The 20,113-nt window shown below is 69.1% G+C and carries 21 protein-coding genes and 1 tRNA gene; 12 read left to right on the forward strand and 10 right to left on the reverse strand.

Translation table 11 applies throughout. The features are described from left to right. Positions 1 to 61 precede the first annotated feature (61 nt). The 5 genes from ACFHYO_RS14860 (at position 62) to rpsD (ending at position 8,417) form a co-directional block, all read left to right on the forward strand. A complete protein-coding gene (locus ACFHYO_RS14860) occupies positions 62 to 2,809 on the forward strand; it encodes a glycosyltransferase (RefSeq protein WP_394321412.1) in 2,748 nt (915 codons plus the stop codon). Between the two features lie 168 nt (positions 2,810 to 2,977). Beyond that, positions 2,978 to 5,461 carry a glycosyltransferase gene (locus ACFHYO_RS14865; RefSeq protein ID WP_394321414.1) on the forward strand — a complete coding sequence of 828 codons (2,484 nt, stop codon included), beginning with the start codon at positions 2,978 to 2,980 and terminating at the stop codon, positions 5,459 to 5,461. Between the two features lie 19 nt (positions 5,462 to 5,480). Further along, entirely contained in the window at positions 5,481 to 6,260 is a 780-nt protein-coding gene (locus tag ACFHYO_RS14870; RefSeq protein ID WP_394321416.1) for a Stf0 family sulfotransferase, read from the forward strand. A 166-nt stretch (positions 6,261 to 6,426) separates the two neighbouring features. Continuing rightward, positions 6,427 to 7,671 carry a multidrug effflux MFS transporter gene (locus ACFHYO_RS14875; RefSeq protein ID WP_394321417.1) on the forward strand — a complete coding sequence of 415 codons (1,245 nt, stop codon included), beginning with the start codon at positions 6,427 to 6,429 and terminating at the stop codon, positions 7,669 to 7,671. A gap of 125 nt (positions 7,672 to 7,796) precedes the next feature. Next, on the forward strand, positions 7,797 to 8,417 hold the full coding sequence (gene rpsD / locus ACFHYO_RS14880; RefSeq protein WP_036706216.1) for a 30S ribosomal protein S4: 621 nt from the start codon (positions 7,797 to 7,799) through the stop codon (positions 8,415 to 8,417). 76 nt (positions 8,418 to 8,493) lie between these two features. Here the strand turns inward: rpsD and ACFHYO_RS14885 are convergent, their stop codons facing one another. Continuing rightward, positions 8,494 to 9,423 carry a glycosyltransferase gene (locus tag ACFHYO_RS14885; protein ID WP_394321419.1) on the reverse strand — a complete coding sequence of 310 codons (930 nt, stop codon included), beginning with the start codon at positions 9,421 to 9,423 and terminating at the stop codon, positions 8,494 to 8,496. 243 nt (positions 9,424 to 9,666) lie between these two features. On the opposite strand from ACFHYO_RS14885, the gene ACFHYO_RS14890 reads away from it, so the two are divergent. From ACFHYO_RS14890 to ACFHYO_RS14900, 3 genes are read left to right on the forward strand one after another with little or no spacing between them, the layout of a single operon-like run. Further along, the gene (locus ACFHYO_RS14890) at positions 9,667 to 10,458 is read left to right on the forward strand and encodes a segregation and condensation protein A (RefSeq protein WP_394321421.1); all 792 of its coding nucleotides are present in this window, start codon (positions 9,667 to 9,669) and stop codon (positions 10,456 to 10,458) included. Further along, positions 10,451 to 11,107 carry an SMC-Scp complex subunit ScpB gene (gene scpB / locus ACFHYO_RS14895; RefSeq protein WP_394321423.1) on the forward strand — a complete coding sequence of 219 codons (657 nt, stop codon included), beginning with the start codon at positions 10,451 to 10,453 and terminating at the stop codon, positions 11,105 to 11,107. Before ACFHYO_RS14890 ends, scpB begins: the two co-directional genes overlap by 8 nt. Positions 11,108 to 11,117: 10 nt before the next feature. Next, complete coding sequence (locus tag ACFHYO_RS14900; protein ID WP_036700897.1) at positions 11,118 to 11,339, forward strand: hypothetical protein; 222 nt, start codon at positions 11,118 to 11,120, stop codon at positions 11,337 to 11,339. Between the two features lie 64 nt (positions 11,340 to 11,403). Here the strand turns inward: ACFHYO_RS14900 and ACFHYO_RS14905 are convergent, their stop codons facing one another. The 4 genes from ACFHYO_RS14905 to ihfA all read right to left on the reverse strand — a co-directional run bounded on the left by ACFHYO_RS14905 (position 11,404) and on the right by ihfA (position 13,845). Then, complete coding sequence (locus tag ACFHYO_RS14905) at positions 11,404 to 12,471, reverse strand: 2'-deoxycytidine 5'-triphosphate deaminase (RefSeq protein ID WP_394321424.1); 1,068 nt, start codon at positions 12,469 to 12,471, stop codon at positions 11,404 to 11,406. A 74-nt stretch (positions 12,472 to 12,545) separates the two neighbouring features. After that, positions 12,546 to 12,623, reverse strand: a tRNA-Pro gene (locus ACFHYO_RS14910). 118 nt (positions 12,624 to 12,741) lie between these two features. Further along, positions 12,742 to 13,416 carry a MerR family transcriptional regulator gene (locus ACFHYO_RS14915; RefSeq protein WP_394321426.1) on the reverse strand — a complete coding sequence of 225 codons (675 nt, stop codon included), beginning with the start codon at positions 13,414 to 13,416 and terminating at the stop codon, positions 12,742 to 12,744. A 129-nt stretch (positions 13,417 to 13,545) separates the two neighbouring features. Next, the gene (ihfA, locus tag ACFHYO_RS14920) at positions 13,546 to 13,845 is read right to left on the reverse strand and encodes an integration host factor subunit alpha (protein ID WP_036700904.1); all 300 of its coding nucleotides are present in this window, start codon (positions 13,843 to 13,845) and stop codon (positions 13,546 to 13,548) included. Between the two features lie 185 nt (positions 13,846 to 14,030). Here ihfA and ACFHYO_RS14925 point away from each other — a divergent pair, with 185 nt between their 5' ends. Further along, complete coding sequence (locus tag ACFHYO_RS14925) at positions 14,031 to 14,297, forward strand: DksA/TraR family C4-type zinc finger protein (RefSeq protein ID WP_394321428.1); 267 nt, start codon at positions 14,031 to 14,033, stop codon at positions 14,295 to 14,297. A gap of 857 nt (positions 14,298 to 15,154) precedes the next feature. Here ACFHYO_RS14925 and ACFHYO_RS14930 read toward each other — a convergent pair. Continuing rightward, positions 15,155 to 15,862, reverse strand: a complete 708-nt coding sequence (locus ACFHYO_RS14930) for a GNAT family N-acetyltransferase (protein ID WP_394321430.1) — start codon at positions 15,860 to 15,862, stop codon at positions 15,155 to 15,157. Between the two features lie 315 nt (positions 15,863 to 16,177). Continuing rightward, a complete protein-coding gene (locus ACFHYO_RS14935; protein WP_036706211.1) occupies positions 16,178 to 16,906 on the reverse strand; it encodes a response regulator in 729 nt (242 codons plus the stop codon). A gap of 133 nt (positions 16,907 to 17,039) precedes the next feature. Between ACFHYO_RS14935 and mce the strand changes: the two genes are divergently transcribed. Next, positions 17,040 to 17,444 (forward strand): methylmalonyl-CoA epimerase, encoded by a 405-nt coding sequence (mce, locus tag ACFHYO_RS14940; RefSeq protein WP_394321432.1) that lies wholly within the window; start codon positions 17,040 to 17,042, stop codon positions 17,442 to 17,444. After that, on the forward strand, positions 17,444 to 17,707 hold the full coding sequence (locus ACFHYO_RS14945; protein ID WP_036705635.1) for a DUF1467 family protein: 264 nt from the start codon (positions 17,444 to 17,446) through the stop codon (positions 17,705 to 17,707). Before mce ends, ACFHYO_RS14945 begins: the two co-directional genes overlap by 1 nt. Positions 17,708 to 17,731: 24 nt before the next feature. Here the strand turns inward: ACFHYO_RS14945 and ACFHYO_RS14950 are convergent, their stop codons facing one another. Together ACFHYO_RS14950 and ACFHYO_RS14955 are read right to left on the reverse strand one after the other, a co-directional pair. Further along, on the reverse strand, positions 17,732 to 18,439 hold the full coding sequence (locus tag ACFHYO_RS14950; protein WP_394321434.1) for an EI24 domain-containing protein: 708 nt from the start codon (positions 18,437 to 18,439) through the stop codon (positions 17,732 to 17,734). Then, positions 18,436 to 19,005 carry a nitroreductase family protein gene (locus tag ACFHYO_RS14955; protein WP_394321436.1) on the reverse strand — a complete coding sequence of 190 codons (570 nt, stop codon included), beginning with the start codon at positions 19,003 to 19,005 and terminating at the stop codon, positions 18,436 to 18,438. Before ACFHYO_RS14955 ends, ACFHYO_RS14950 begins: the two co-directional genes overlap by 4 nt. A gap of 151 nt (positions 19,006 to 19,156) precedes the next feature. Between ACFHYO_RS14955 and ACFHYO_RS14960 the strand changes: the two genes are divergently transcribed. Beyond that, positions 19,157 to 19,420 (forward strand): DUF167 domain-containing protein, encoded by a 264-nt coding sequence (locus ACFHYO_RS14960; protein ID WP_394321438.1) that lies wholly within the window; start codon positions 19,157 to 19,159, stop codon positions 19,418 to 19,420. A gap of 13 nt (positions 19,421 to 19,433) precedes the next feature. Here the strand turns inward: ACFHYO_RS14960 and ACFHYO_RS14965 are convergent, their stop codons facing one another. Continuing rightward, complete coding sequence (locus tag ACFHYO_RS14965; RefSeq protein WP_036705640.1) at positions 19,434 to 19,679, reverse strand: DUF8831 family protein; 246 nt, start codon at positions 19,677 to 19,679, stop codon at positions 19,434 to 19,436. Between the last annotated feature and the right edge of the window lie 434 nt (positions 19,680 to 20,113).

Raw genomic sequence — 20,113 nt, forward strand, 5'->3', positions numbered from 1 at the left:
CCATCGTTACATGCCCGGAGCTCGCTGCTCGGCAATTTCCACCACATACGCGACACGACCGGTGGACGAGATCACCTACGCTCGCGCGTTCCGGCGCCGCTCGCTCGGACTCTACCCCGTCGTTCCGACCGGGAACGGGTTCTGCATGTTCGTCAATCGCGCCTGCATTGACGAGATCGGCGCTCTCGACGCCGACGCCTTCCCCCGCGGTTACGGCGAGGAGAATGACTTCTGCATGCGCGCCGGCCGGGCCGGCTGGACGAACCTCATCGACGACCGCACCTACGTCTTTCACGACCGCTCGAAGAGTTTCGGCGACGCCAAGACCGAGCTCATGGCAGCGGGACGGGCGGTGGTCGACGCGCGTTACCCTGAGTACGGCAAGGCCATTCGCGTTTTCGCGACAGGCGCGGATCTCAATCTTGCAAGGTTCCGGGCACGTCAGGCGATAGCAGACTGCGCCTCGGCACGCACCGGGTTGCCGGCGGTGCTGTTCGTGGTGGCGACGCAGACCGGGGGCACGCCGCAGACCAACCTTGACCTGATGACGGCGCTGGCCGACGGGTTGGACTCGTGGCTGCTGCGCTGCGACAGCAGGGAGCTGACCCTCAGTCGCCTTGACGGAACCCAGCTTCGGGAAATTCGCCGCCACCGGCTGGCAGAGCCCGTTGATGCGATCCGGCACCACTCGGGCGAATACGATGCGGTGGTGCGCGACTGGATCCGAGAGATCGGACCGGAGATCGTCCACATCCGCCACCTCGGCTGGCACAGCCTTTCCCTTCCGAGCATCGCGAAGGAGCAGGGGGCGGCAGTCGTGTTCTCGTTTCATGACTTTTACGCCCTGTGCCCCACCGTCAAGCTTCTCGACGGAGACAATGTTTTCTGTGGGGGCACGTGCACGGCCACCGACAACGTGTGTCGCGCCGAGCTGTGGGACCCTGACAGCCTGCCGCCGCTGAAGAACAGTTGGGTTCATGTCTGGCGTCGGCTCTTCGATGATGCCCTGCGCGTGTGCGACGCATTCGTGACGACGTCCGACAGCGCTCGCGCGCGGATCCTGACGCACCTGCCCGGCATCGATCGCGACCGCTTCCACGTCATCCCGCACGGGCGCAGCTTTACCGAAATGCTGCAGGTCCGGCGCAGGCCGGAGCCGGGGCAGCCGGTGAAGATCCTCGTGCCGGGAAACATCAGCGTGGCGAAGGGCCTGGGGGTGATCCAGGCGCTGCTGGCCCACGATGTTGCGGGAATGCTCGAATTCCACGTGCTGGGTACCATCGACACGACGCAGGAGATCTCCTGCAACCGCCTCTTCGACCACGGCAAATATGCGCGCGGCGCGTTCGCCGCCCGCGCCGCCGAGATCGACGCTCACCTCGGCGCCATCTTCTCGATCTGGGACGAGACCTACTGCCACACGCTGACCGAACTCTGGTCAATCGGCATACCGGCGATGGTGTTCGATTTTCCGACCGTCGCCGGGCGCGTGCGCGAGAGCGGGGCGGGCTGGGTCCTGCCGCACGATAACATTGCTCAGCTCTACGACGCCATCTTGAGGTTGGCCTTCGATCCCGCCGAGCAGGACCGCGCGGACGCGGGGGTTCGGGCTTGGCAAGCGGGCCGCGGACCGGGGAGCACCACGCAGCTGATGGCGGCGCGCTATCTCGACGTCTACCGGGGGGCGACGGGTCGCGGCGATCCTACACCCACCGTGGCGGTCTTGGCACCCGGCGAGGGCCCGCTGGATCGCGCCAATGCCTCGACCGAAATCCGACTTTGGGAGCGGACGCGGAATTCGCTGGATCGGCCGGTTAACTACGTGAGGATGAACTGGTCCTCTCTTCTCGCGAATGTTCGGGACGGAGAGATCGACGGCGCGATCGTCCAGCGGAACGCCGTTCCGACCTCGATCGTCGACCCGCTGCTGGCAGCTTTTGCCCGGCGCGGAATCCGATATGCCTTTGAACTTGATGACAATCTGCTTGATGTGCCCGCCGACAAGGACCCGGATGGATCGTACCGAAGCTACGCGCCCTTCATGCGCAAGCTCGTCGAAAATGCCGAGTTCGTGACTGTTTCGACTGCGCCGCTGCGGGACCTCATCGCACCGATCAACCCCGATGTCAGCCTCTTGCCGAATCTGCTCAGCGAACCGCTCTGGCGCGGCGATCTGCCCCCGCGTCAAGCGGACGGCCTGGTGCGCGCGGTCTATCTGGGCACCCGGACCCATCTGGCAGATTTCGCCATGATTGCACCGGCGCTCGACAGGATCGCCGCACGAAACCCCGACTTCCGGCTTGCCGTCATCGGGGTGCACGACGCGCCTTTGCCGCATTGGGCAGAGCGGATCGACATCCTCGACGAGGCCAAGAGCTATGCAAAGTTCGTCCCTTGGCTAAAATCCTTGTCAGGATCGTTCGATTTCGCCCTCGCGCCGCTCGAAGACACCGCCTTCAATCGACACAAGTCCGCTCTGAAGGTCCTGGATGGGGCGGCTTTGGGATTGCCCGTTCTGGCGTCCGACATCCCTGTGTACAGGGACCTGCGGAACAAGGTCCCTGCGTTGACGCTCGTTGAGAACTCATCCCAGGCATGGGTCGCGGCCCTCGCGACTGCGGTCGAGCGTGCACGAAGTGGCCCCGCCGATCGCGTCGCTGTCCGGAAGGCAGTCCTCGATGCGTTCGGCATGTCCAGATCGCTTGCAGAGTTCGATCAGGAGATGGCCAGTCTGGGGCATCCGCGGCAGGGGGGCCGGAGGTGGCCGGGCAGAGGCTGCGCAACGAAAGAACATCGATCGTGCTGTTAACTCCTGACCCGGCGCTGACCTTGGATCGCAGCGTCCTGCCGGGATCTGCGGGCGGCGGCACGCGCGTGATGCTCAAAGCACACCCCAGTTGGGGAGCCCGATCCAACCGGCCGGACCCGCGTGTTGGGGCCTCTCTTTGTCTCGAGCATCGGCGACGGGGCCGGTGAGATGAGCGACCTGAGCACGGCGCTGCGCGGCATCCGCCGTTATCTAGATATTCACACGAAATGCCGATTCACCGGCATCCCGCTCAAGGACGGCAACCGCGTGGTCGGCCACGTCGATGAATGGGTATTCACGCATGAGCTGATCCGACTGCGCGGGTGGACACTTGCCCATCGATTGAAGCTCGAGATCGGCGGCGAGCAATATGCGCTGCCGCGCCGTATCCAGCGTGGCGACGTGGCAGCCTCCCTCGGGGCGCGGATGCTCGCGACGGGCAACCAGCATGGCCGCGTAGGTTTCGAGGTGACGCTGCCGCGGCGTGGCGGGCCGGCCAGACTGATCGCCGAGGACATGCCCGACGCCGGGCCTTGGCCGCTGCCCGTCCCCGATGGGGCGCGGATGCGACGCAGGCGGAGGCTGGCGGGGGTCCGGCTCGTTCGGGACGGGGTGGTGGCGGTGCCGGCGGCATTGCGCTACCTGCTCAACGGCCGACGGCGCGAAGACCGTGAGCGGCTTCGCGAGCGGCTCGGCTTCGCAGAGCAAATGGCCCCTGGGCTGACGCTCGATCCGTCGTTCCTGGCGCCATCCGCGGTGCCGGCCGCGGCAGCGCCGGCCGTCACGATCATCCTGCCCGTTTACAACGCCTTCGACCTGTTGTGCCTCGCCCTCGACCGGGTTGACCGGTTTACCGATGTACCTTGGCACATCGTCATCATCGAGGATGCCTCGCCGGATGAGCGCGTCAGGCCATGGCTTGAGGCGTGGTGCGCCGCCCGCGCCGGTCGCGTGACGCTGCTGTTGAACGAAACGAACCGGGGATTCATCGGCAGCGTCAACCGGGGACTCGAGGCCGCCGCCCGCCGTGGAGGTCCGGTCATCCTGCTCAACTCCGATGCACTCGTGCCCGAGGGCTGGGCATCGCGGCTGTTGGCGCCGATCATGGACGACGACCGCGTGGCGAGCGTTACCCCGATGTCCAACGACGCCACCATCCTCACGGTCCCCTGGATCGGCGGTAGGGTGACGTTGCCGCCCGACGCAGCCGACGCGATCGATGTCGCCGCGCGCAGCCTGTCGCTGGATGCGCGTGCAGAGATGCCCACAGGCGTCGGCTTCTGCATGGCGATGAGCCGTTCGGCTCTGACCCTCGAGCCCGCCCTCGATCCGGCCTTTGGCCGAGGCTACGGTGAAGAGGTGGACTGGTGCCGCAAGGTCGCGGCGCAAGGGATGGTGCACGTCGGGATCGGCAACCTGTTTGTCGAGCATCGGGGCGGCCAGTCGTTCGGCAGCGCGGCAAAGACCGAGGCGCTGGAACGTTCGGCCGCCATCATTTCAGCGCGTTACCCCGAGTTTGACGAGGCCGTCCGCCGGTTCATAATCGACGACCCGCTGATCACCGCGCGCCTCGCACTCGCCCTCGCCTGGGCGGCGGAGCGAGACAGCGATCCGGTGCAGGTGCTCATCGGCCACTCGCTCGGCGGCGGGGCCGAGCACTGGCTGGCAGCGCGGATCGCCGAGCGTTGCGCCGAGGGTCGCCCCAGCGTCGTGCTGAGGGTCGGCGGGATGCGGCGCTTCGCCGTCGAGCTGCACGCCGACGACGCGATACTGGTCGGCGAGACGAATTCGCTCGAGGTCGTGCGGCTGTTGGTAGGCAAGATGCCGCGTCGGCAGGTCGTCTATTCCTGCGGCGTCGGGGATGCGCGCCCGTGGGAGCTGCCGCAGCTGCTGTGCGACCTCTCCGCGGACCCAGGCGCATCGCTCGAGGTGCTGTTCCACGACTATTTCCCGGTCAGCCCGTCGCTCAATTTGTTGAATGCCGACGACTCCTACACCGGGGTGCCCTCCATCTCCTCGAATGATCCCGCCCACCGGCTCGAGGCCGACGGGGTCATGATCCCGCTTGGCGCATGGCGGACGGCATGGGGCGCCGCGCTTCACCAGGCCGAGCGGATCATCGTGTTCTCGAACAGCAGCCGCGAGATCGTCACGGAAGCTTGGCCCGAGGTCGCTGACAAGATCGTGTGCCAGCCCCATGCGGCCCTGTTCCAGGCACCACGTCTGGACCAGCCGCGTGGGACAGAGCCCGGTGTGATCGGCGTGCTCGGGGCCATCGGGGCGGTAAAGGGGGCGCAGTTCCTGACTGACCTCGCCCGGTATCTCGACCGCACCCGCGATGCACCGCGGCTGGTCATCATCGGCGAGTTCGACCACAGCTTTCCGTTGCCTGCCAGCGTGACCGTGACCGGGCGCTACGATCCATCATCGCTGCCAAGACTGCTGGCGGCCCACGGGATCACCGCATGGCTTATGCCCTCGATCTGGCCCGAGACCTTCTCCTTTACCACGCGCGAAATGCTCGCTACCGGGTTGCCGGTGATGGCGTTCGATCTCGGCGCACAGGGCGAGGCGGTGCGCGAAGCTGAGAACGGCTATCTCGTCCCGCCCGACCCGGCGGCGATCCTCGATTGCTACAGAAAACTGAAATAAACGAACCGGAACAGAGTTCATGACCCCGATAAGCAGCAACCTCGCGGATCAGGGCACGCACGAAAAGCAGGTGCGCGCCATGTTTCCCGGTGCCTTCGAATGGCGTGGCACCGCACCGGTGTATCAGACGCCGCTCTACATCCTCGCGTTTACGAACCGATCGGGCTCGAACCTCCTGGCCGACTATCTGCGGCAGACGGGGTTGATGCGTGGGTTTGGCGAGGGGCTAAACTGGGATCACATCGAGAGGGACATCGCCCGCACGCCCACGGCGAGTTTTCCCGACTACATTACGCAGCTTGCAGGGCCGCCGGGCGGCACGCAGAGCTGGGGGATCAAGGCGTCGTGGGATCAGATCGTGATGCTGCAGCGGGCGCGGATCCCCGCGATGTTCTCGGGCGTGCGGATCATCCACACCGAACGCGAGGATATCCTCGGCCAGGCGATTTCACACTGGATCGCCCACCAGACGAACCGCTGGACCAGCGCGCACCAGGAAACCGGGGTGGTGCCCCGGTTCTCGCTCGAGGGAATCGAGCCGATCCTGATGGATATCACACGGTCGAACACGCTCATCAAACTGGTCAGCGCGGCACTGGGCGCGCCGCGTCATGTGGTCGTGTACGAGCGCCTTCAGGACGACCCTCTGGGTGAAGTGCAGCGTCTTGGCGAGGCGATGGACCTTGACCTTGGAGACTGGCGACCCGCTGCACCAAGGATTGCCAGGCAACGGGACGAGACGAACGCCGAGTTCCGGGAAGCCTGCGTGCGGGCCTGGCGCGAGGCCATCGGGGGCTGACCGACCCCCGGCGCGGAACAGGTCGGCTCTCTCGACGTGCAGAAGGCTGCATGCCGGGCGTCGGCGAACAGCCGTAGCCAATCTGCGGCCCCGTCCGACCGCATTGCACCCGCCCCGCGCGTCGCTCATAACGCCGCGTCAGCCTGCGGGCGCGAGGATCACGATCATGCCCCACTCCACTCAGGCGGCGCGCCGGCTGCCGCAGGGCGAGCTCATCGCCATGCTCGCCTTTCTCTTCGCCACGGTGGCGTTTTCCATCGACGCCATGCTGCCGGCGCTGCCGCAGATCGCCACCGAGCTGACGCCGGACGACGTGAACCGGGCGCAGCTCATCCTCACCAGCTTCGTCGCCGGGATGGGGGTGGGCACGCTTTTCGCCGGGCCGATCTCGGACGCGCTCGGGCGAAAGCGGGCGATGGGGATCGGCTTCTCGGTCTACCTCGTCGGCGCGATCGCGGCGCTGTTCGTCAACTCGCTGACCCCGCTGCTCGTCGCGCGCTTCGTCCAGGGGCTCGGTGCGGCCGGGCCGCGGATCGTCGGCACGGCGCTCGTCCGCGACCTCTACCAGGGGCGCGAGATGGCGCGGATCACCAGCTTCATCATGACGGTGTTCATGATCGTGCCCGCACTCGCCCCCTCGATCGGGCAGGGGTTCATCTGGCTCGGCGGCTGGCACGCGGTCTTCGGCGGCTTCGTGCTCTTCGCGCTGATCGGCTGGCTGTGGTTCTCGCTGCGCCAGGCCGAGACGCTGCCGCCCGAGGCGCGCCGCCCGCTGCGCCCGCGGGCGCTCGCCCAGGGCGCGCGCGAGGTGCTGTCGGACCGGCAGGTGCTGCTCTGCACGCTCGTCATGTCGCTGGGCTTCGGACAGATGTTCGCGCTGCTCAGCTCCGCCCAGCAGCTCTTCGGAGAGACCTACGGCAAGGGCGCGCAGTTCCCGCTGTGGTTCGCGGCAATGGCGCTGCTCGCCGCGTCGGGCACCGTGTTCAATGCACGGCTGGTGATGCGGCTGGGGATGCGGCGGATCGCGCGCGGCGCCTATGCGATGCAGGTCGGGATGTCGGGGCTGTTCCTGCTGACGCTCTGGACCGGGGTTCTGCCCGAGGGGCTGCGGTTTCCGGCGTTCTTCCTCTGGGCGGTCAGCGTCTTCACCATGGCCGGGCTGACCTTCGGCAATCTCAATGCGCTCGCCATGCAGGGGATGGGGCACCTGGCCGGGATGACGGCGTCGGTCACGGCCTCGGTCTCGACGCTGGCGGCGGTGCTGATCGCGGCGCCGGTGGGGCTCGCCTACGACGGGACGGCTGAGCCGGTGGCGGTGGCGACGCTGGTCTGCTCGGCGCTGGCCTGGGTCATCATGCACTGGCTGTCGGGCGCGCCGCCCGCGCCGCGGGTGCAGGCGTCGGCGGGTTGACTCTGCTCGCCGGCCGCCTATAAGCGCCGCTTCCATTGGTGTTGGTGGACCCCGCAAGGGGAAGCCTGTCGGGGCGCAAGCCCAAAGGACAACGCCCTTTTGAAACGCACAAAAGGAGATCAGCCGTGACCAAACGCACGTCTGCCAAGTACAAGATCGACCGCCGCATGGGCGAGAACATCTGGGGCCGCGCCAAGTCGCCGGTCAACAAGCGCGAATACGGCCCCGGCCAGCACGGCCAGCGCCGCAAGAACAAGCTGTCGGACTTCGGCACCCAGCTGCGCGCCAAGCAGAAGCTCAAGGGCTACTACGGCGACCTGACCGAAAAGCAGTTCCGCCGCATCTATGCCGAGGCTGAGCGCCTGCGCGGCGACACCGGCGAGATGCTGATCGGCCTGCTCGAGCGTCGCCTGGACGCCGTGGTCTATCGCGCCAAGTTCGTCCCGACCATCTTCGCCGCCCGCCAGTTCGTGAACCACGGCCATGTGACCGTGAACGGCCAGCGCGTGAACATCGCGTCCTACCGCGTCAAGGAAGGCGACGTGGTCGCGGTCCGCGACAAGTCCAAGCAGCTCGCCATCGTGCTCGAGTCCGTGGGCCTGGCCGAGCGTGACGTGCCCGACTACCTTGACGTGGACATGGGCAAGCTGACCGCCACCTTCGTGCGCACCCCGGCGCTGGGCGACGTGCCCTACGCCGTGCAGATGGAGCCGAACCTGGTCGTCGAATACTACGCCAAGAACTGATCCGCTTCCCGGATCGTCGGATGGGCCGTCCCGCGAGGGGCGGCCTTTTTCGTTGATGGGCTACGCATAAGTTGGTTCAGCCATAGGCCCTCAAGCCAGACTGAATGTCTGCGAAATCGACGCGATCAAGATATGCCTTGATGAGGTCTCGCTTCTGCAGCGTGTTGTCCATCAACTTGGACACTTCGCGGACGCGGCGTCGTTCCATCGTCGCGCTCTCATAACTTAATGGCGATTGCGGGCCTAGCAGGTAAACAAGGTCATTCTCGCGAAGAAATGCTTCCATCGCTTTGAAAGCACCCGACGGCATGAGCTTCAGACCATCCGTCCACGGTTTCGGCTGGCCCGTGAAATGGATCAATCGCGGCGTTCGCCCGGCAGTCAATGCGTAATTCACGTCAGACATCTGCCAATTCCAACTTGGTGAGAGCTCAGCGATATGTCCGGCCATGGCTGCGTTAAGCGCAGACTGATCTCCAAATCGGCACAAATCTCGGTGGGTTTGAAAGAAGCTGAGCGCCCGGTCTGTGACCCTCTCGCGTCTATAGCTTGGGCCGTGGATCATCATCACGCCAGAGTTGAAATAGGGCGCATCGGGAACCCCTACGGCCTCCTGCAAGCGTTTGACATACCGGCCTTGTCCGAAAGGAAAGCCCTCTGACCAATCGAGGCGGTCGCGCACGACGGCTGCCCATGAGCCGGCCAACTCAATCCTCAAGAGATCGCCGAGAGTACCCCAACATTGAAATACATCGCCATCGAGATAGATAACGCGCTCATATAATTCGCTCAGCTCGCTAAGGGCGGTCAACCGGAGCATCGCCGCTGGCGGTATCCGTCCATGCGCTGACTGGACATAGATCTCAGGCAAGGAATCGACCGAGTGAACGACGACCTGAGGTGGGATAGCCGCCAAAATCCCAGGATCGACGTCACCCGTCAAATAGATGTGGTGATCCAGCTGTTGGTCGGTGTCGAAGCTGATGGAACGAGACAGCACGAACACACTCTGCCATGCCCAATTCGCGTCTGAGCATACAACCACGCAGCCACGCCGGCTGGGCTGAGTTCGGTCCATTGTTGCAGCCTCGACGAATTTTTCACAATTTGACCCATAACCGCCTCAAGACGGTGGACTGAATGGTCTTGGGTCGCATCAACTCCCTGCGTCAAGCAAAAGTTGGCCCGCTGGCACCAGTCCCTCCACTGTAGTTGACAGCCGCCCGCCCGCTTCGCATGGCTTGGGGCGATGACCGAGCCGCTGCCCTTCGATCCCGCGCCACAGCCCGCCCACCCGCGCCCCGACGAGGCGCTGGTCGTGGACGTGCCGGGCTATGACGGGCCGCTCGACCTGCTGCTGACGCTGGCGCGGACGCAGAAGGTCGACCTGATGCAGATCAGCGTGCTGGCGCTGGCCGAGCAGTATCTCGCCTTCGTCGAGGAGGCCCGCAGCCTCAGGATCGAGCTCGCCGCCGACTATCTCGTGATGGCCGCGTGGCTCGCCTATCTCAAGTCGCGGCTGCTGCTGCCGCCCGATCCCGACGCCGAGGGGCCCTCGACTGACGAGATGGCGGCCCATCTCGCCTTCCAGCTCGAACGGCTCAACGCCATGCGCGAGGCGGCGGCGCGGCTGATGGGCCGGCCGCGGCTCGGGCAGGACCGCTTTGCCCGCGGCGCGCCCGAGACGGTGCAGCGCACCCGCCATGTGCGCTGGCAGGCGGGGCTGATCGACCTCATGCAGGCCTACGCCCGGATCCGGACCCGCGACGAGTTCCGCCCCTTCGCCTTCGACCGCCGCGACACCTGGACGCTCGAACAGGCGCTCGACCGGATGCGGCGGATGATCGGCTACGCGGGCGAATGGACCGATCTCATGCAGTTCCTGCCCGATGGCTGGTCGGGCAACCCGGCGCGCCGCCGCTCGGCCACCGCCGCGACCTTTGCCGCCTCGCTCGAGCTCGCCCGGCAGGGCCGGGTCGAGCTGCGCCAGAGCGGCGTCTTCGGCCCGATCACGCTGCGCGCCCGGCCCACTCATGACTGACCCGATCCCCTTCCCGCCGCCCCCGCTCGACGCGCAGGAGCGGATGGTCGAGGCGCTGCTCTTCGCCAGCCCCGCGCCGCTGACGCTGGCCGAGATGGCCGCGCGGATGCCCGCCGGCGCCGACCCGGCCGAGGCGCTGCGCCGCCTGCGGGCGCGCTACGCCGGCCGGGGGGTGGAGCTGGCGCGGCTTGGCGAAGGCTGGGCCTTCCGTACCGCCGCCGACCTCGGGTTCCTGATGCAGGACGAGGTGACCGAGACCCGGCGCCTGTCGCGCGCCGCGACCGAGACGCTCGCCATCGTCGCCTATCACCAGCCCGTCACCCGCGCCGAGATCGAGGAGATCCGCGGCGTCGCCGTCAGCCGCGGCACGCTCGACCAGTTGATCGAGATCGGCTGGGTCCGCCTCGGCCGCCGCCGCCAGTCGCCGGGCCGCCCGGTGACCTTCGTCGTGACCGAGGCGTTCCTCGACCACTTCGGCCTCGCCTCGACCCGCGACCTGCCGGGACTGGCCGAGCTGCGCGCCGCCGGGCTGCAGGATGCGAGCCCACCGGCCGCGCCCCCCCTTGCGGCGGCGCGGGACGAAGAGGATAGTCACGCCGATGACGGCCCGGCCGCGGGCGGACCGGACGACGACCTCTTCGGCGATTGAGGACTGCACCATGAACATGAACGGCATCGTGGGCCGCTTCGGCCGCGTCCTGACCGGCGCGCTGATGGGCTGGGGGATCAAGAAGGGCGTGGACGTGATGGCGCGCCGCAACGGCGGCGAGGACGCCAAGGGCAAGCTGACCGCCAAGGGCCGCCAGCAGGCTCATGCCACGCGCGAGGCGGTCAAGCGCGCCCGCAAGGCCGCCCAGATCGCCCGCCGCATGAGCCGCTGAGCCTCGGCGCGACCGGCTTTTTGCTGGCCCCGCGGCCCGGCGGCGCAGCCTGCGCGGCGCGCCATCAGCGGAACTGCTTGGCGAGCTTCAGCCCCTGGCCCTGATAATTCGACGCGATCCCCGCGCCATAGAGCCGCGCGGGCCGCGCCGCCATCCGCTCATAGACCAGCCGCCCGACCACCTGCCCGTGCTCGAGCGCGAACGGCGCCTCGTGGCAGCGCACCTCGAGCACCCCCCGTGCGCCTCGCCCCGCCGCCCCGTGCCCGAACCCGGGGTCGAAGAACCCGGCGTAATGCACCCGGAACTCGCCCACCATCGCCAGATAGGGCGACATCTCGGCGGCGTAGTCGGGGGGGATCGCCACCGCCTCGCGGCTGACGAGGATGTAGAAGGCGCCGGGGTCGAGGATCAGCCGACCCTCGGTCGTGCGCAGCTCGTCCCAGAAATCCCGCGCGTCATAGGCGCCGATCCGGTCAAGGTCGATCACCCCGCTGTGCGGCCGGGCGCGATAGCCGACAAGATCGCCCTCGGCCGGGCGCAGATCGACCGAGAACCCCAGGCCTGCGTCGATCAGCGGCGTGCCGTCGACCAGCGGGTCGGTCGCGTGCAGCGCCGCGAGGCCCGCATCGTCCAGCACCGCCTGACCCTGCCGCAGCCGCATCTGGCTGAGCCGCATCCCCGGCCGGACCAGCACCGAGAAGCTGCGCGGGCAGATCTCGGCGTAAAGCGGGCCGTCGTAACCCTCGGGCAGGCGGTCGAACTCGGTCCCGTCGTCGGTCACCAGCCGCGTCAGCAGGTCGAGCCGGCCGGTCGAGGACTTGGCGTTCGCCACCGCCTCGACGCCGGGCGGCAGCGCCACCCGCTCCATCAGCGGGACGAGGTAGACGCAGCCCTTCTCGAGCACCGCGCCCTGCGAGAGGTCCATGCGGTGCATCTCGAAATCCGCGAGCCGCCCGGCGACGCTCTGCCCGCGACCGGCGAGGAACGAGGCCCTGAGGCGCCAGGCGTGCGCGCCCAGCCGCAGATCGAGGCTCGCGGGCTGGATCTGGCCCTCGCCGATGGGGGTCTCGGCGGCGATCGCGCCGTCGGCGATCATCCGGCGCAGGGCGGTGTCGGGAAGCACGCCGTTCATCTTGAGTCCTCCCGAGATTTCTCCGGGCCCCCCGGATATGCGAACGCCCACCCCGAAGGGTGGGCGGTTCGTGATGGTCGGGCCGGCGAGATTCGAACTCGCGGCCTTCCGCCCCCCAGACGGACGCGCTAACCAGACTGCGCCACGGCCCGACGCCGGCCATATAGAGCGAAGCCTGCGGGCAGCACAAGGGGCGGTGGCGGCGCGCGGCGAGGTTTTCGCCGTGCCGGATGTTCGGGGCGCGTGGTCGAGGCCTCGGGGCTTTGCCGCTCAGGTTTCTGCGTCGGTCAGTTGGCGTGCAACGGCCCGCAGGGCGTGGGCCAGGGGGCGTGCGGCGGGCGGCAAGGGGGAGGGGTGCCGGCGCAGCGCCGCGGCCGTCGCCGTCAGCCGTGCGAGCCAGCGGCCTGCGGAATCGGCGCAAGCTTCGCGAGCGGCGGCCTCAGCGTCCGGCAGGTCGGGGAACAGCGGGAGCGCATCGGACGCGGAGGGCTGTGACGACTTGCGGCGGGGGAGTGGTGACGCTGCGACTGGCCCCGCGCCGTGGTCGATGCCTGCTGTGGGCGGCTGAGGCGCCGTGACCGCCGGGGATTGCTCCGCCGGAGGGTTTGATGTGACAGGGGTTGGAGCGACTGCGGCGTCGGCGTTAGCCTCCAGACCCAGCCGATCGGCCAGCCGCACCCGCCCGCGCGCCCGCAGTCCAGCCCCGCGGTCCTGCGCGATCAGCCGCCGCGCCCCGCGGATGGTGAGCCCGTCCTCTCGCAGCGCCTCGCAGATCCCCGCCGCCAGCAGCACGTCATCGAGCCGGTAATATCGCCGCCCATCCGCCCGCTTCACCGGCGAGAGGGCCGGAAACTGCGTCTCCCAATAGCGCAGGACGTGGGGTGCGACCTCGACCAGCCGCGCCACCTCGCCAATGCTGCGAAAGGCTTGGGGCGACTTGGTCATGCCCGGTGCCACGGGCTGGGCGGAGTGGGGCCGCGGCCTAGACCCAGCCAGCCGCCGACTGCCCGCGGCGTATCAACCGATCTAAGCATCAGCTGCCTTGGTCGCGGCGGCGGCCATCTCCGCGGCCGGCTAGCGGTTGCCCGCCGCCACCCGCTCCTTCATCAGGTGCGAGGGGCGAAACGACAGCACCCGGCGGGGGGTGATGGGCACTTCCTCGCCGGTCTTGGGATTGCGGCCAACACGCTCGCTCTTGTCACGGACCGAAAAGGTGCCGAACGACGACAGCTTCACCTGCTCGCCGCGCACGAGGGCGTCCGAGACATGCCCGAGCACGCTCTCGACGAGCTGCGCGCTTTCGTGGCGCGAGAGTCCGACTTCGCGGAACACGGCCTCGGCGAGGTCCATCCGGGTCAGGGTCTTTTCGCTCATGAGGGGCCTTTCCTTGCAGAGAAGAGTGCGGCGGGCCAGCACCGAAGTCAACCGCACCGCGCCGCCCCGGTTCCGGTTAAGGCCGCGAAAACAGGGCCGAAGCGGTCGGACAGGCGCGGCTGACGCTTGCAGCGGCGGGGCCGGGTTCCCAGATTGGAGGGGTGAGATGGAAGCAGGAGCGCGCGATGGCCGGGGGCTGGGCAACCGACGGGGCAGTGAACGAGCAGATCGAGGTGAACACCGCCGAGGCGCTCGCCCGGGTGCGCCTGCGCCAGCGCGGCGGCGAAAGCCTGACCGAATGCGCCGACTGCGGCGAGCCCATCCCCGAAGCCCGGCGCCGCGCCGTGCCGGGCGTGACGCTCTGCATCGGCTGCCAGACCGAGGCCGACCGCGCCTTCCGCCCCACGGCGGGGATCAACCGGCGCGGTTCGAAGGACAGTCAGCTGAAGTAGGGGGGGTGGGCGAGGCGCTTTGCATGGCCTCGGGAAGCGAGGCCGACCGCACCTTCCTTCCCACTATCCGCACCAACCGGCGAGGCCAGAACTACAGTCAGTTGAAGTAGGGGGCTTAAGAAGAGTGTCCGGCGTGGCCCTTTTCATAGACTGTCAGCGCGAGCCTGCCCGTGCCCTCCGGCCCACCGCCGGCGTCAACAGGCGCGTTTGAAAGACAGCCAGTGGAAGTAGCGTGCCGGGGCGTGACGCTTCGGGTCGGCGGTTAGATCGAGCCCGACCGCGCCTTCAGCCTCTCCGCCGGGTCCGGCTGAGTTGATGGACAGCGAGACGAAGCAATCTCCCCCGCTCGACGTTGCTTTTCAGCTGGCAACCCGGAGCCGACCGAGTTTGCCGATCCAACGCCGGGATGGACTGGCGTTGCTTGATGGATAGCCTGCCGAAATGACGCACGCGGCGTGACTTTCTTCATCGGCTGTCTGACCGAGTCCGATCTCTCCTTTCGCCCGTCGTCGGCATGAACCGGACCGGCTCGACGGACGGTCAGCCGACGAAGGACGGGCAGTCTGGCAAAGAGGCGTGAAGCAGGCGAAGAGGCGTGGAGAGCGGCGAGGCGGGGCGGACGGTACTACTCACTGGCGTCCTTTCTCGAACTGCACCACGAACACGCCACGAAAGTAAAAGACTGTGTGATAGATTGGTGTCACAGCTAAAGCTTGGCACCAAGGCAATTTTCGCCGGACCCTTCACGTGCCGCTGTAACGGCTCTGGGCATCTGCCGCTGGTCCCCCCGACCTTACCCCCCTCACGCCCAGAGCGGGCTACCCGCGCTCGTCTCGACGTCCGATCGCCCGCGCCCCTCAGTCGGCCGACCGGACGGCATCGCGCTCGCGCGCAATGAGATCCCCGAGCGCGGTCCGCTGGCGACCCTCCGCGTCCATGTTCCCGGGCGCCAGCCAGGCTGCGTAGGCGCGGTCGAGTTTGGGTAACTCGGCATCGGTGATCGCCCACCAGGCGGTGTCGCGGTTGCGGCCCTTGACGATCATGTGCTGGCGAAAGGTCCCCTCGTAGCGGAACCCGTAGCGGGCGGCGGCGCGCATCGAGGGGGCGTTCAACGCGTCGCATTTCCACTCGACCCGCCGATAGCCGGCGCCGAAGGCCCAGCGGATCATCAGCAGGATCGCCTCGGAGGTGGCTGTCTGCCGCTGCAGGGCGGGAGAGATCTGGATGTGGCCGATCTCAATCACCCCGTGGGTGCGGTCGATCCGCAAGAACGCGGCGACCCCGCCGATCCGGCCCGAGGCGTGGTCGCGCAGGGCGTAGAAGACCGGATCCGCCCCGCCGGCCATGCGGCGCTGCCAGTCGGTGTAGGCGGCGAGGTCGGGGAAGGGCCCGTAGCCGAGATAGTCCCAGACCGCGTCCGCCCCCGCGTTGGCCTCAAACAACTCGGCCGCATGGCGGTCCGCGTCGAGAGGCTCGAGCGTGACCCATCGGCCCGCGATCGGCGCTGCGGGCGGGGCCGCGGGCGGGGTGAAGCCGGGGACGTGGGCTCCGAGCGGGTTGGGCAAGGCGTCTCCTTTCACGTACCGAGTCCGGGGCCGTGAGAACCGCGGGTCAGCCGTCGCAGGCGAGTGAGCGAGTCATCAAGGCGTCTGTGCGTGTCGCCCAAGGCCTGACCCGCCAGCCAGACTATGCGCCCAGCCTGCCCATTCATCGTCCCTTTGCAAGAGGGCCAGCGGGCACAGCCGAGCGCTCAAGCTCCTCCTCCAGCGCCGCGCGACGCACGCACCCGCACTCCACGCATCAGCGCCGCGCACCCGAGTCCGCCGCCCACTCAATCGCATGGACCCGCCTCAGTCGGCCCCGCCCGCGCGACCCCCCGCCTAACCCGCCGCGGCCAGCCGGTCCTGCACCAGCCCGCTGATCCGCGCGAGGTCGGCTGCCAGCGCCCGCCCCGCCGAGTGGTCGCGGGCCAGCGCCGAGGCGGCCTTTTCAAGCGGCTCGTCGCGGGCCGAGCGGGCCACGCCGGCCAGGAACCGGGCGATATAGTCGATCGCCGTCGTGTCCGCCGCCGCCGCCAGCACCTCGGCCACGTGGGCAAGGTCGTCGCGCAGCGCGCCGCGGTCGGGGTGGACGATCTCGCCGCTCACCACCCGAAGCCCCTGCGGCTGCGCGTCGCGGGGCAGCGCCGCCAGGATGAGCTGCTGGAACTGCCCGAGGCTCTCGACCGGCTTGGCGAGGAACCCGTCCGCGCCCGCCGCCCGCGCCATCACCTCGGCATCGGGATCGCCCGACATGCCCAGCAGCACCGGCACCCGCGGGCTCTGCCGCGCCATGCGGGCGATCAGCTCGGCACCGTTGCCGTCGGGCAGCCCCATGTCGACGATCATCACCGTCGGGCGGTAGGTCTGCAGGTGCCGCCCTGCGGTCCGCAGGCAGTCGGCCCGCCGGATCCGCGCACCCGAGCGCAGGCAGAGCATCCGCACCGCCTCCGAGGCGAAGCGCGAATCCTCGACCACCAGCACCGTCAGCCCGGTCAGCGGGCGGCCGGGCAGGGCGGCCCGCCACAGCGGGATGGCGTCGTCGTCCGTCGCAGTCGTCGTTCCGGTCATGGCGCGGTCCCCTCGAATCGCTGTCTCCCTTGACGCTACCCTGCCGGGGTGAACGGTCGGTTAACGGGCTTTTCCCCGCCCCCGCCCCGTTCTAATGAGGCCCCACACCGCCACGCGCCCCGGAGGAACCCCCATGATCGGACGCCTGAACCATGTCGCCATCGCCGTCCCCGACCTCGCGGCGGCCAGCGCGCAATACCGCGACACGCTGGGCGCCAGGGTCGGCGCGCCGCAGGACGAGCCCGATCACGGCGTCACGGTCGTCTTCATCGAGCTGCCGAACACCAAGATCGAGCTGCTCTACCCGCTGGGCGAGGACAGCCCGATCAAGGGCTTCCTCGACAAGAACCCCTCGGGCGGCATCCATCACATGTGCTTCGAGGTCGAGGACATCCTCGCCGCCCGCGACACGCTGAAAGCGCAGGGCGCCCGCGTGCTCGGCACCGGCGAGCCCAAGATCGGCGCGCATGGCAAGCCGGTGCTGTTCCTGCATCCCAAGGACTTCAACGGCACGCTGATCGAGCTGGAGCAGGTCTGATGTCCATCACCGGCGCGCTGGTCCTGTTCGCGACGCTGTTCTTCCTGGTGCTGTTCCTGCTCCTCCCCTGGGGCCACCGCAGCCAGGAGGAGGCCGGCGCCGTGGTCCCCGGCACGCCCGCGGGGGCGCCGGACCGGCCGATGCTGCGCAAGAAGGGGCTGATCGCCGCACTCATCGCGGCGCTGCTGGTCGCGCTGGTCTGGTGGGTCATCCAGCAGGGCTGGATCACCCGCGCCGCGATGATGGACTTCAACCGCCGCTGATTGCCGGCGGTCAGACCCGAGCCGTCAGCCGCGCGGGCGGGCGATCTCGGCCCGCGCGAGCAAATGGAAAAGGTGGGTGAACGCCGCTGCCGCCAGCACCGGAATGACGATGTTCAGCACCGGAATCGTCAGCAGCAGCGCCACGCCCACGCCAAGCGCCGTCACCGCGCCCGCGCGGCGGCGGCGCAGGGTCTCGGCGCTGTCGGCGTCGAGGTGGCGGCGGGCGGCCATGCGGAAAAACTCGCGCCCCAGCAGCCAGCCGTTCGCGCCGTAGAAGAGCACCGGCGCCAGCGGCCCGACCAGCGGCGTCAGCAGCAGCAGCCCGACGCTGACCAGCACCACCGCGCCCAGAACCACGAGGCTGTCCATCAGCCCGTCGAGGAAGTCGAGCTCGCGCCCGGCGGGATAGCCGTGCGCGGCCTCGACGGTGCTCGACACCCGCTCGGAAAAGAGCCCCGCGAAGCCCGCAGCCACCGGCGCAGCCAGAAACAGGCTCATCACCGGGAACAGCGCGAGCGAGCCCCAGGACAGCGCCTCGCCGATCGGGACGCGGCCGATCCAGGGCAGGGTGATCGCCTCGGGGCCCCAGACGCGCAGCGCCCAGAACGCGGCCGCCTGCAGCGCCACGAACAGCGCCAGCGTCAGCCCGACGCCCGCCGCCAGCACGCCGAAGACCCGCGGCCTGAGCAGGTCCAGCCAGCCTAGGACGAGGGCCTGGATCGCGGCGGTCACAGGAAGCTGGTCCGCTCGTCCACGTCCGGGCGGGGCCGCTCAGGCACGTCGGCCGGGCCGCGGCGGCCGATATGGACGAGACCCGCCACCCGCTCGCGCGGCGAAAGGCCGAGGTGGGCGGTGGCGAAGGCCGGGTCGGTCGCCGGGCCGCTGAGCCACGCCGCCCCGTAGCCCGCCGCGAGCGCCGCATTCAGCAGCGACAGGCAGACCGCACCGGCGGAGAGGAACTGCTCCCACTCCGGCACCTTGGGGTGATCGACGGGGGACGAGACGACCGCGACGATCAGCGGCGAATCGAAGGCCGAGCGCGCCTTGTCGACCGCCGCCGCGTCGCCGCCCGCCGCCGCGACATGATCGGCCAGCGCAGGCGCGAGCCGGTCGAGCGCCGCGCGCTCGAGCACGACGAAGCGCCAAGGACCGAGCTTGCCGTGATCGGGGACGCGTGCCGCGAGCGTCAGCAGGTTCATCAGCTCGTGCCGGTCGGGGCCGGGGGCCAGCAGCGTGCGTGGCGGGTGCGACCGGCGGTGGCGCATGAAATACAGCGTCTGGGGGTCGATGTGCTGCATGGGCGCTCTCCGCAATCGGGGGCCCGGCGCGGGCGTCGCGCGGGCGTCGCGCCTGTCCTAGCGAAACCGCGGGGCGGGGGAAAGCGGGCGCGCGGGGCTTGACGGCCGGCCCCGCCCCCCGCATCGCCTGTCGGACCAGACCGGAGCGCCGATGGCCCGCGACCTGCCCGACCTCTCGCATCTTGCCGTCAGCGGCACCCGCATCGCCGTACGGGTCACCCCGCGCGCCGGGCGCGACGCGGTGGCGCTGGACGAGGGCGGGCGGGTGCAGGTGCGCACCAGCGCGCCGCCCGCGGACGGCAAGGCCAACGACGCCGTGCGCCGCCTGCTGGCCGGGGCGCTGGGGGTCGCGCCCACGCGGCTGGTGCTGGCGGGCGGGGCGGGGTCGCGCGACAAGCTGTTCCGGCTCGACTGACCCGACGTTGCCCTCAGCGCTGCCGCTGCAGACGATAATTCCCCTCGGGGAGGTCCAGCGCCGCCCGCAGCTCGTCGAGCTGGCGCAGGGTCAGAACCACGCGCGCCACGCCGTCGCCGCCCGGCTCCATCTGCTCGACCACCACGCGGTCGTCGAAGGTCAGGATCACCACGTCCTCGTTCAGCGGCCGCGTGCCCGGGTCGGCCTCATCGACGAGGGTGATGACGGTCGCGTCGAACTCGTGCTCGATGGTGAACATGGGGACGGGTCCTTTCGGGTCGGGTCTTCAGGGTCAGGCTTCAGGGTCGGGCTTGGGGTCGGGGCAGGGGCCGAACGCCGGACGCGGACAACCGGAGCGGTGCGCCCCGGCAACAATCGCGTGAGGCGGCGGCCGGGGCAAGATCCGCGGACTTGCGGCCCCTCGCCGGGGCTGTAGCTTGGCGCGAACGGCAGGCAGACGGCCTGCGGGTCGGGCGGCCGGCCCGTCAGGCGGCGGGGCCGGTGCGGACGTATGAACGAACAGGTGCAGGCGATGACGGCAGCGATGACCCTGCGGGGCGAGACGGATCGGCGGGCGACCGCCGCTGCCGGGGCCCTGTCCCGCGGCTGGCGGGGTCTCGCCCCGGCGCTGGCAGGCGTGGCGCTGCTGGCGGGCGGCGCCGTGACCCCGGCGGGCGCGCCGCTGCCGCCCGG

This window comes from Paracoccus panacisoli, from assembly GCF_042435015.1.
GTDB lineage: Bacteria > Pseudomonadota > Alphaproteobacteria > Rhodobacterales > Rhodobacteraceae > Paracoccus > Paracoccus panacisoli.

Excerpts from the sequence above, each read along its gene's own strand:
- ACFHYO_RS14865 (WP_394321414.1), top strand. The coding sequence starts at position 2,978 with ATGAGCGACCTGAGCACGGCGCTGCGCGGCATCCGCCGTTATCTAGAT.
- ACFHYO_RS14870 (WP_394321416.1), top strand. The coding sequence starts at position 5,481 with ATGACCCCGATAAGCAGCAACCTCGCGGATCAGGGCACGCACGAAAAG.
- ACFHYO_RS14875 (WP_394321417.1), top strand. The coding sequence starts at position 6,427 with ATGCCCCACTCCACTCAGGCGGCGCGCCGGCTGCCGCAGGGCGAGCTC.
- ACFHYO_RS14890 (WP_394321421.1), top strand. The coding sequence starts at position 9,667 with ATGACCGAGCCGCTGCCCTTCGATCCCGCGCCACAGCCCGCCCACCCG.
- scpB (WP_394321423.1), top strand. The coding sequence starts at position 10,451 with ATGACTGACCCGATCCCCTTCCCGCCGCCCCCGCTCGACGCGCAGGAG.
- ACFHYO_RS14900 (WP_036700897.1), top strand. The coding sequence starts at position 11,118 with ATGAACATGAACGGCATCGTGGGCCGCTTCGGCCGCGTCCTGACCGGC.
- ACFHYO_RS14905 (WP_394321424.1), bottom strand. The coding sequence starts at position 12,471 with ATGAACGGCGTGCTTCCCGACACCGCCCTGCGCCGGATGATCGCCGAC.
- ACFHYO_RS14915 (WP_394321426.1), bottom strand. The coding sequence starts at position 13,416 with ATGACCAAGTCGCCCCAAGCCTTTCGCAGCATTGGCGAGGTGGCGCGG.
- ihfA (WP_036700904.1), bottom strand. The coding sequence starts at position 13,845 with ATGAGCGAAAAGACCCTGACCCGGATGGACCTCGCCGAGGCCGTGTTC.
- ACFHYO_RS14925 (WP_394321428.1), top strand. The coding sequence starts at position 14,031 with ATGGCCGGGGGCTGGGCAACCGACGGGGCAGTGAACGAGCAGATCGAG.
- ACFHYO_RS14935 (WP_036706211.1), bottom strand. The coding sequence starts at position 16,906 with ATGACCGGAACGACGACTGCGACGGACGACGACGCCATCCCGCTGTGG.
- mce (WP_394321432.1), top strand. The coding sequence starts at position 17,040 with ATGATCGGACGCCTGAACCATGTCGCCATCGCCGTCCCCGACCTCGCG.
- ACFHYO_RS14945 (WP_036705635.1), top strand. The coding sequence starts at position 17,444 with ATGTCCATCACCGGCGCGCTGGTCCTGTTCGCGACGCTGTTCTTCCTG.
- ACFHYO_RS14955 (WP_394321436.1), bottom strand. The coding sequence starts at position 19,005 with ATGCAGCACATCGACCCCCAGACGCTGTATTTCATGCGCCACCGCCGG.
- ACFHYO_RS14960 (WP_394321438.1), top strand. The coding sequence starts at position 19,157 with ATGGCCCGCGACCTGCCCGACCTCTCGCATCTTGCCGTCAGCGGCACC.
- ACFHYO_RS14965 (WP_036705640.1), bottom strand. The coding sequence starts at position 19,679 with ATGTTCACCATCGAGCACGAGTTCGACGCGACCGTCATCACCCTCGTC.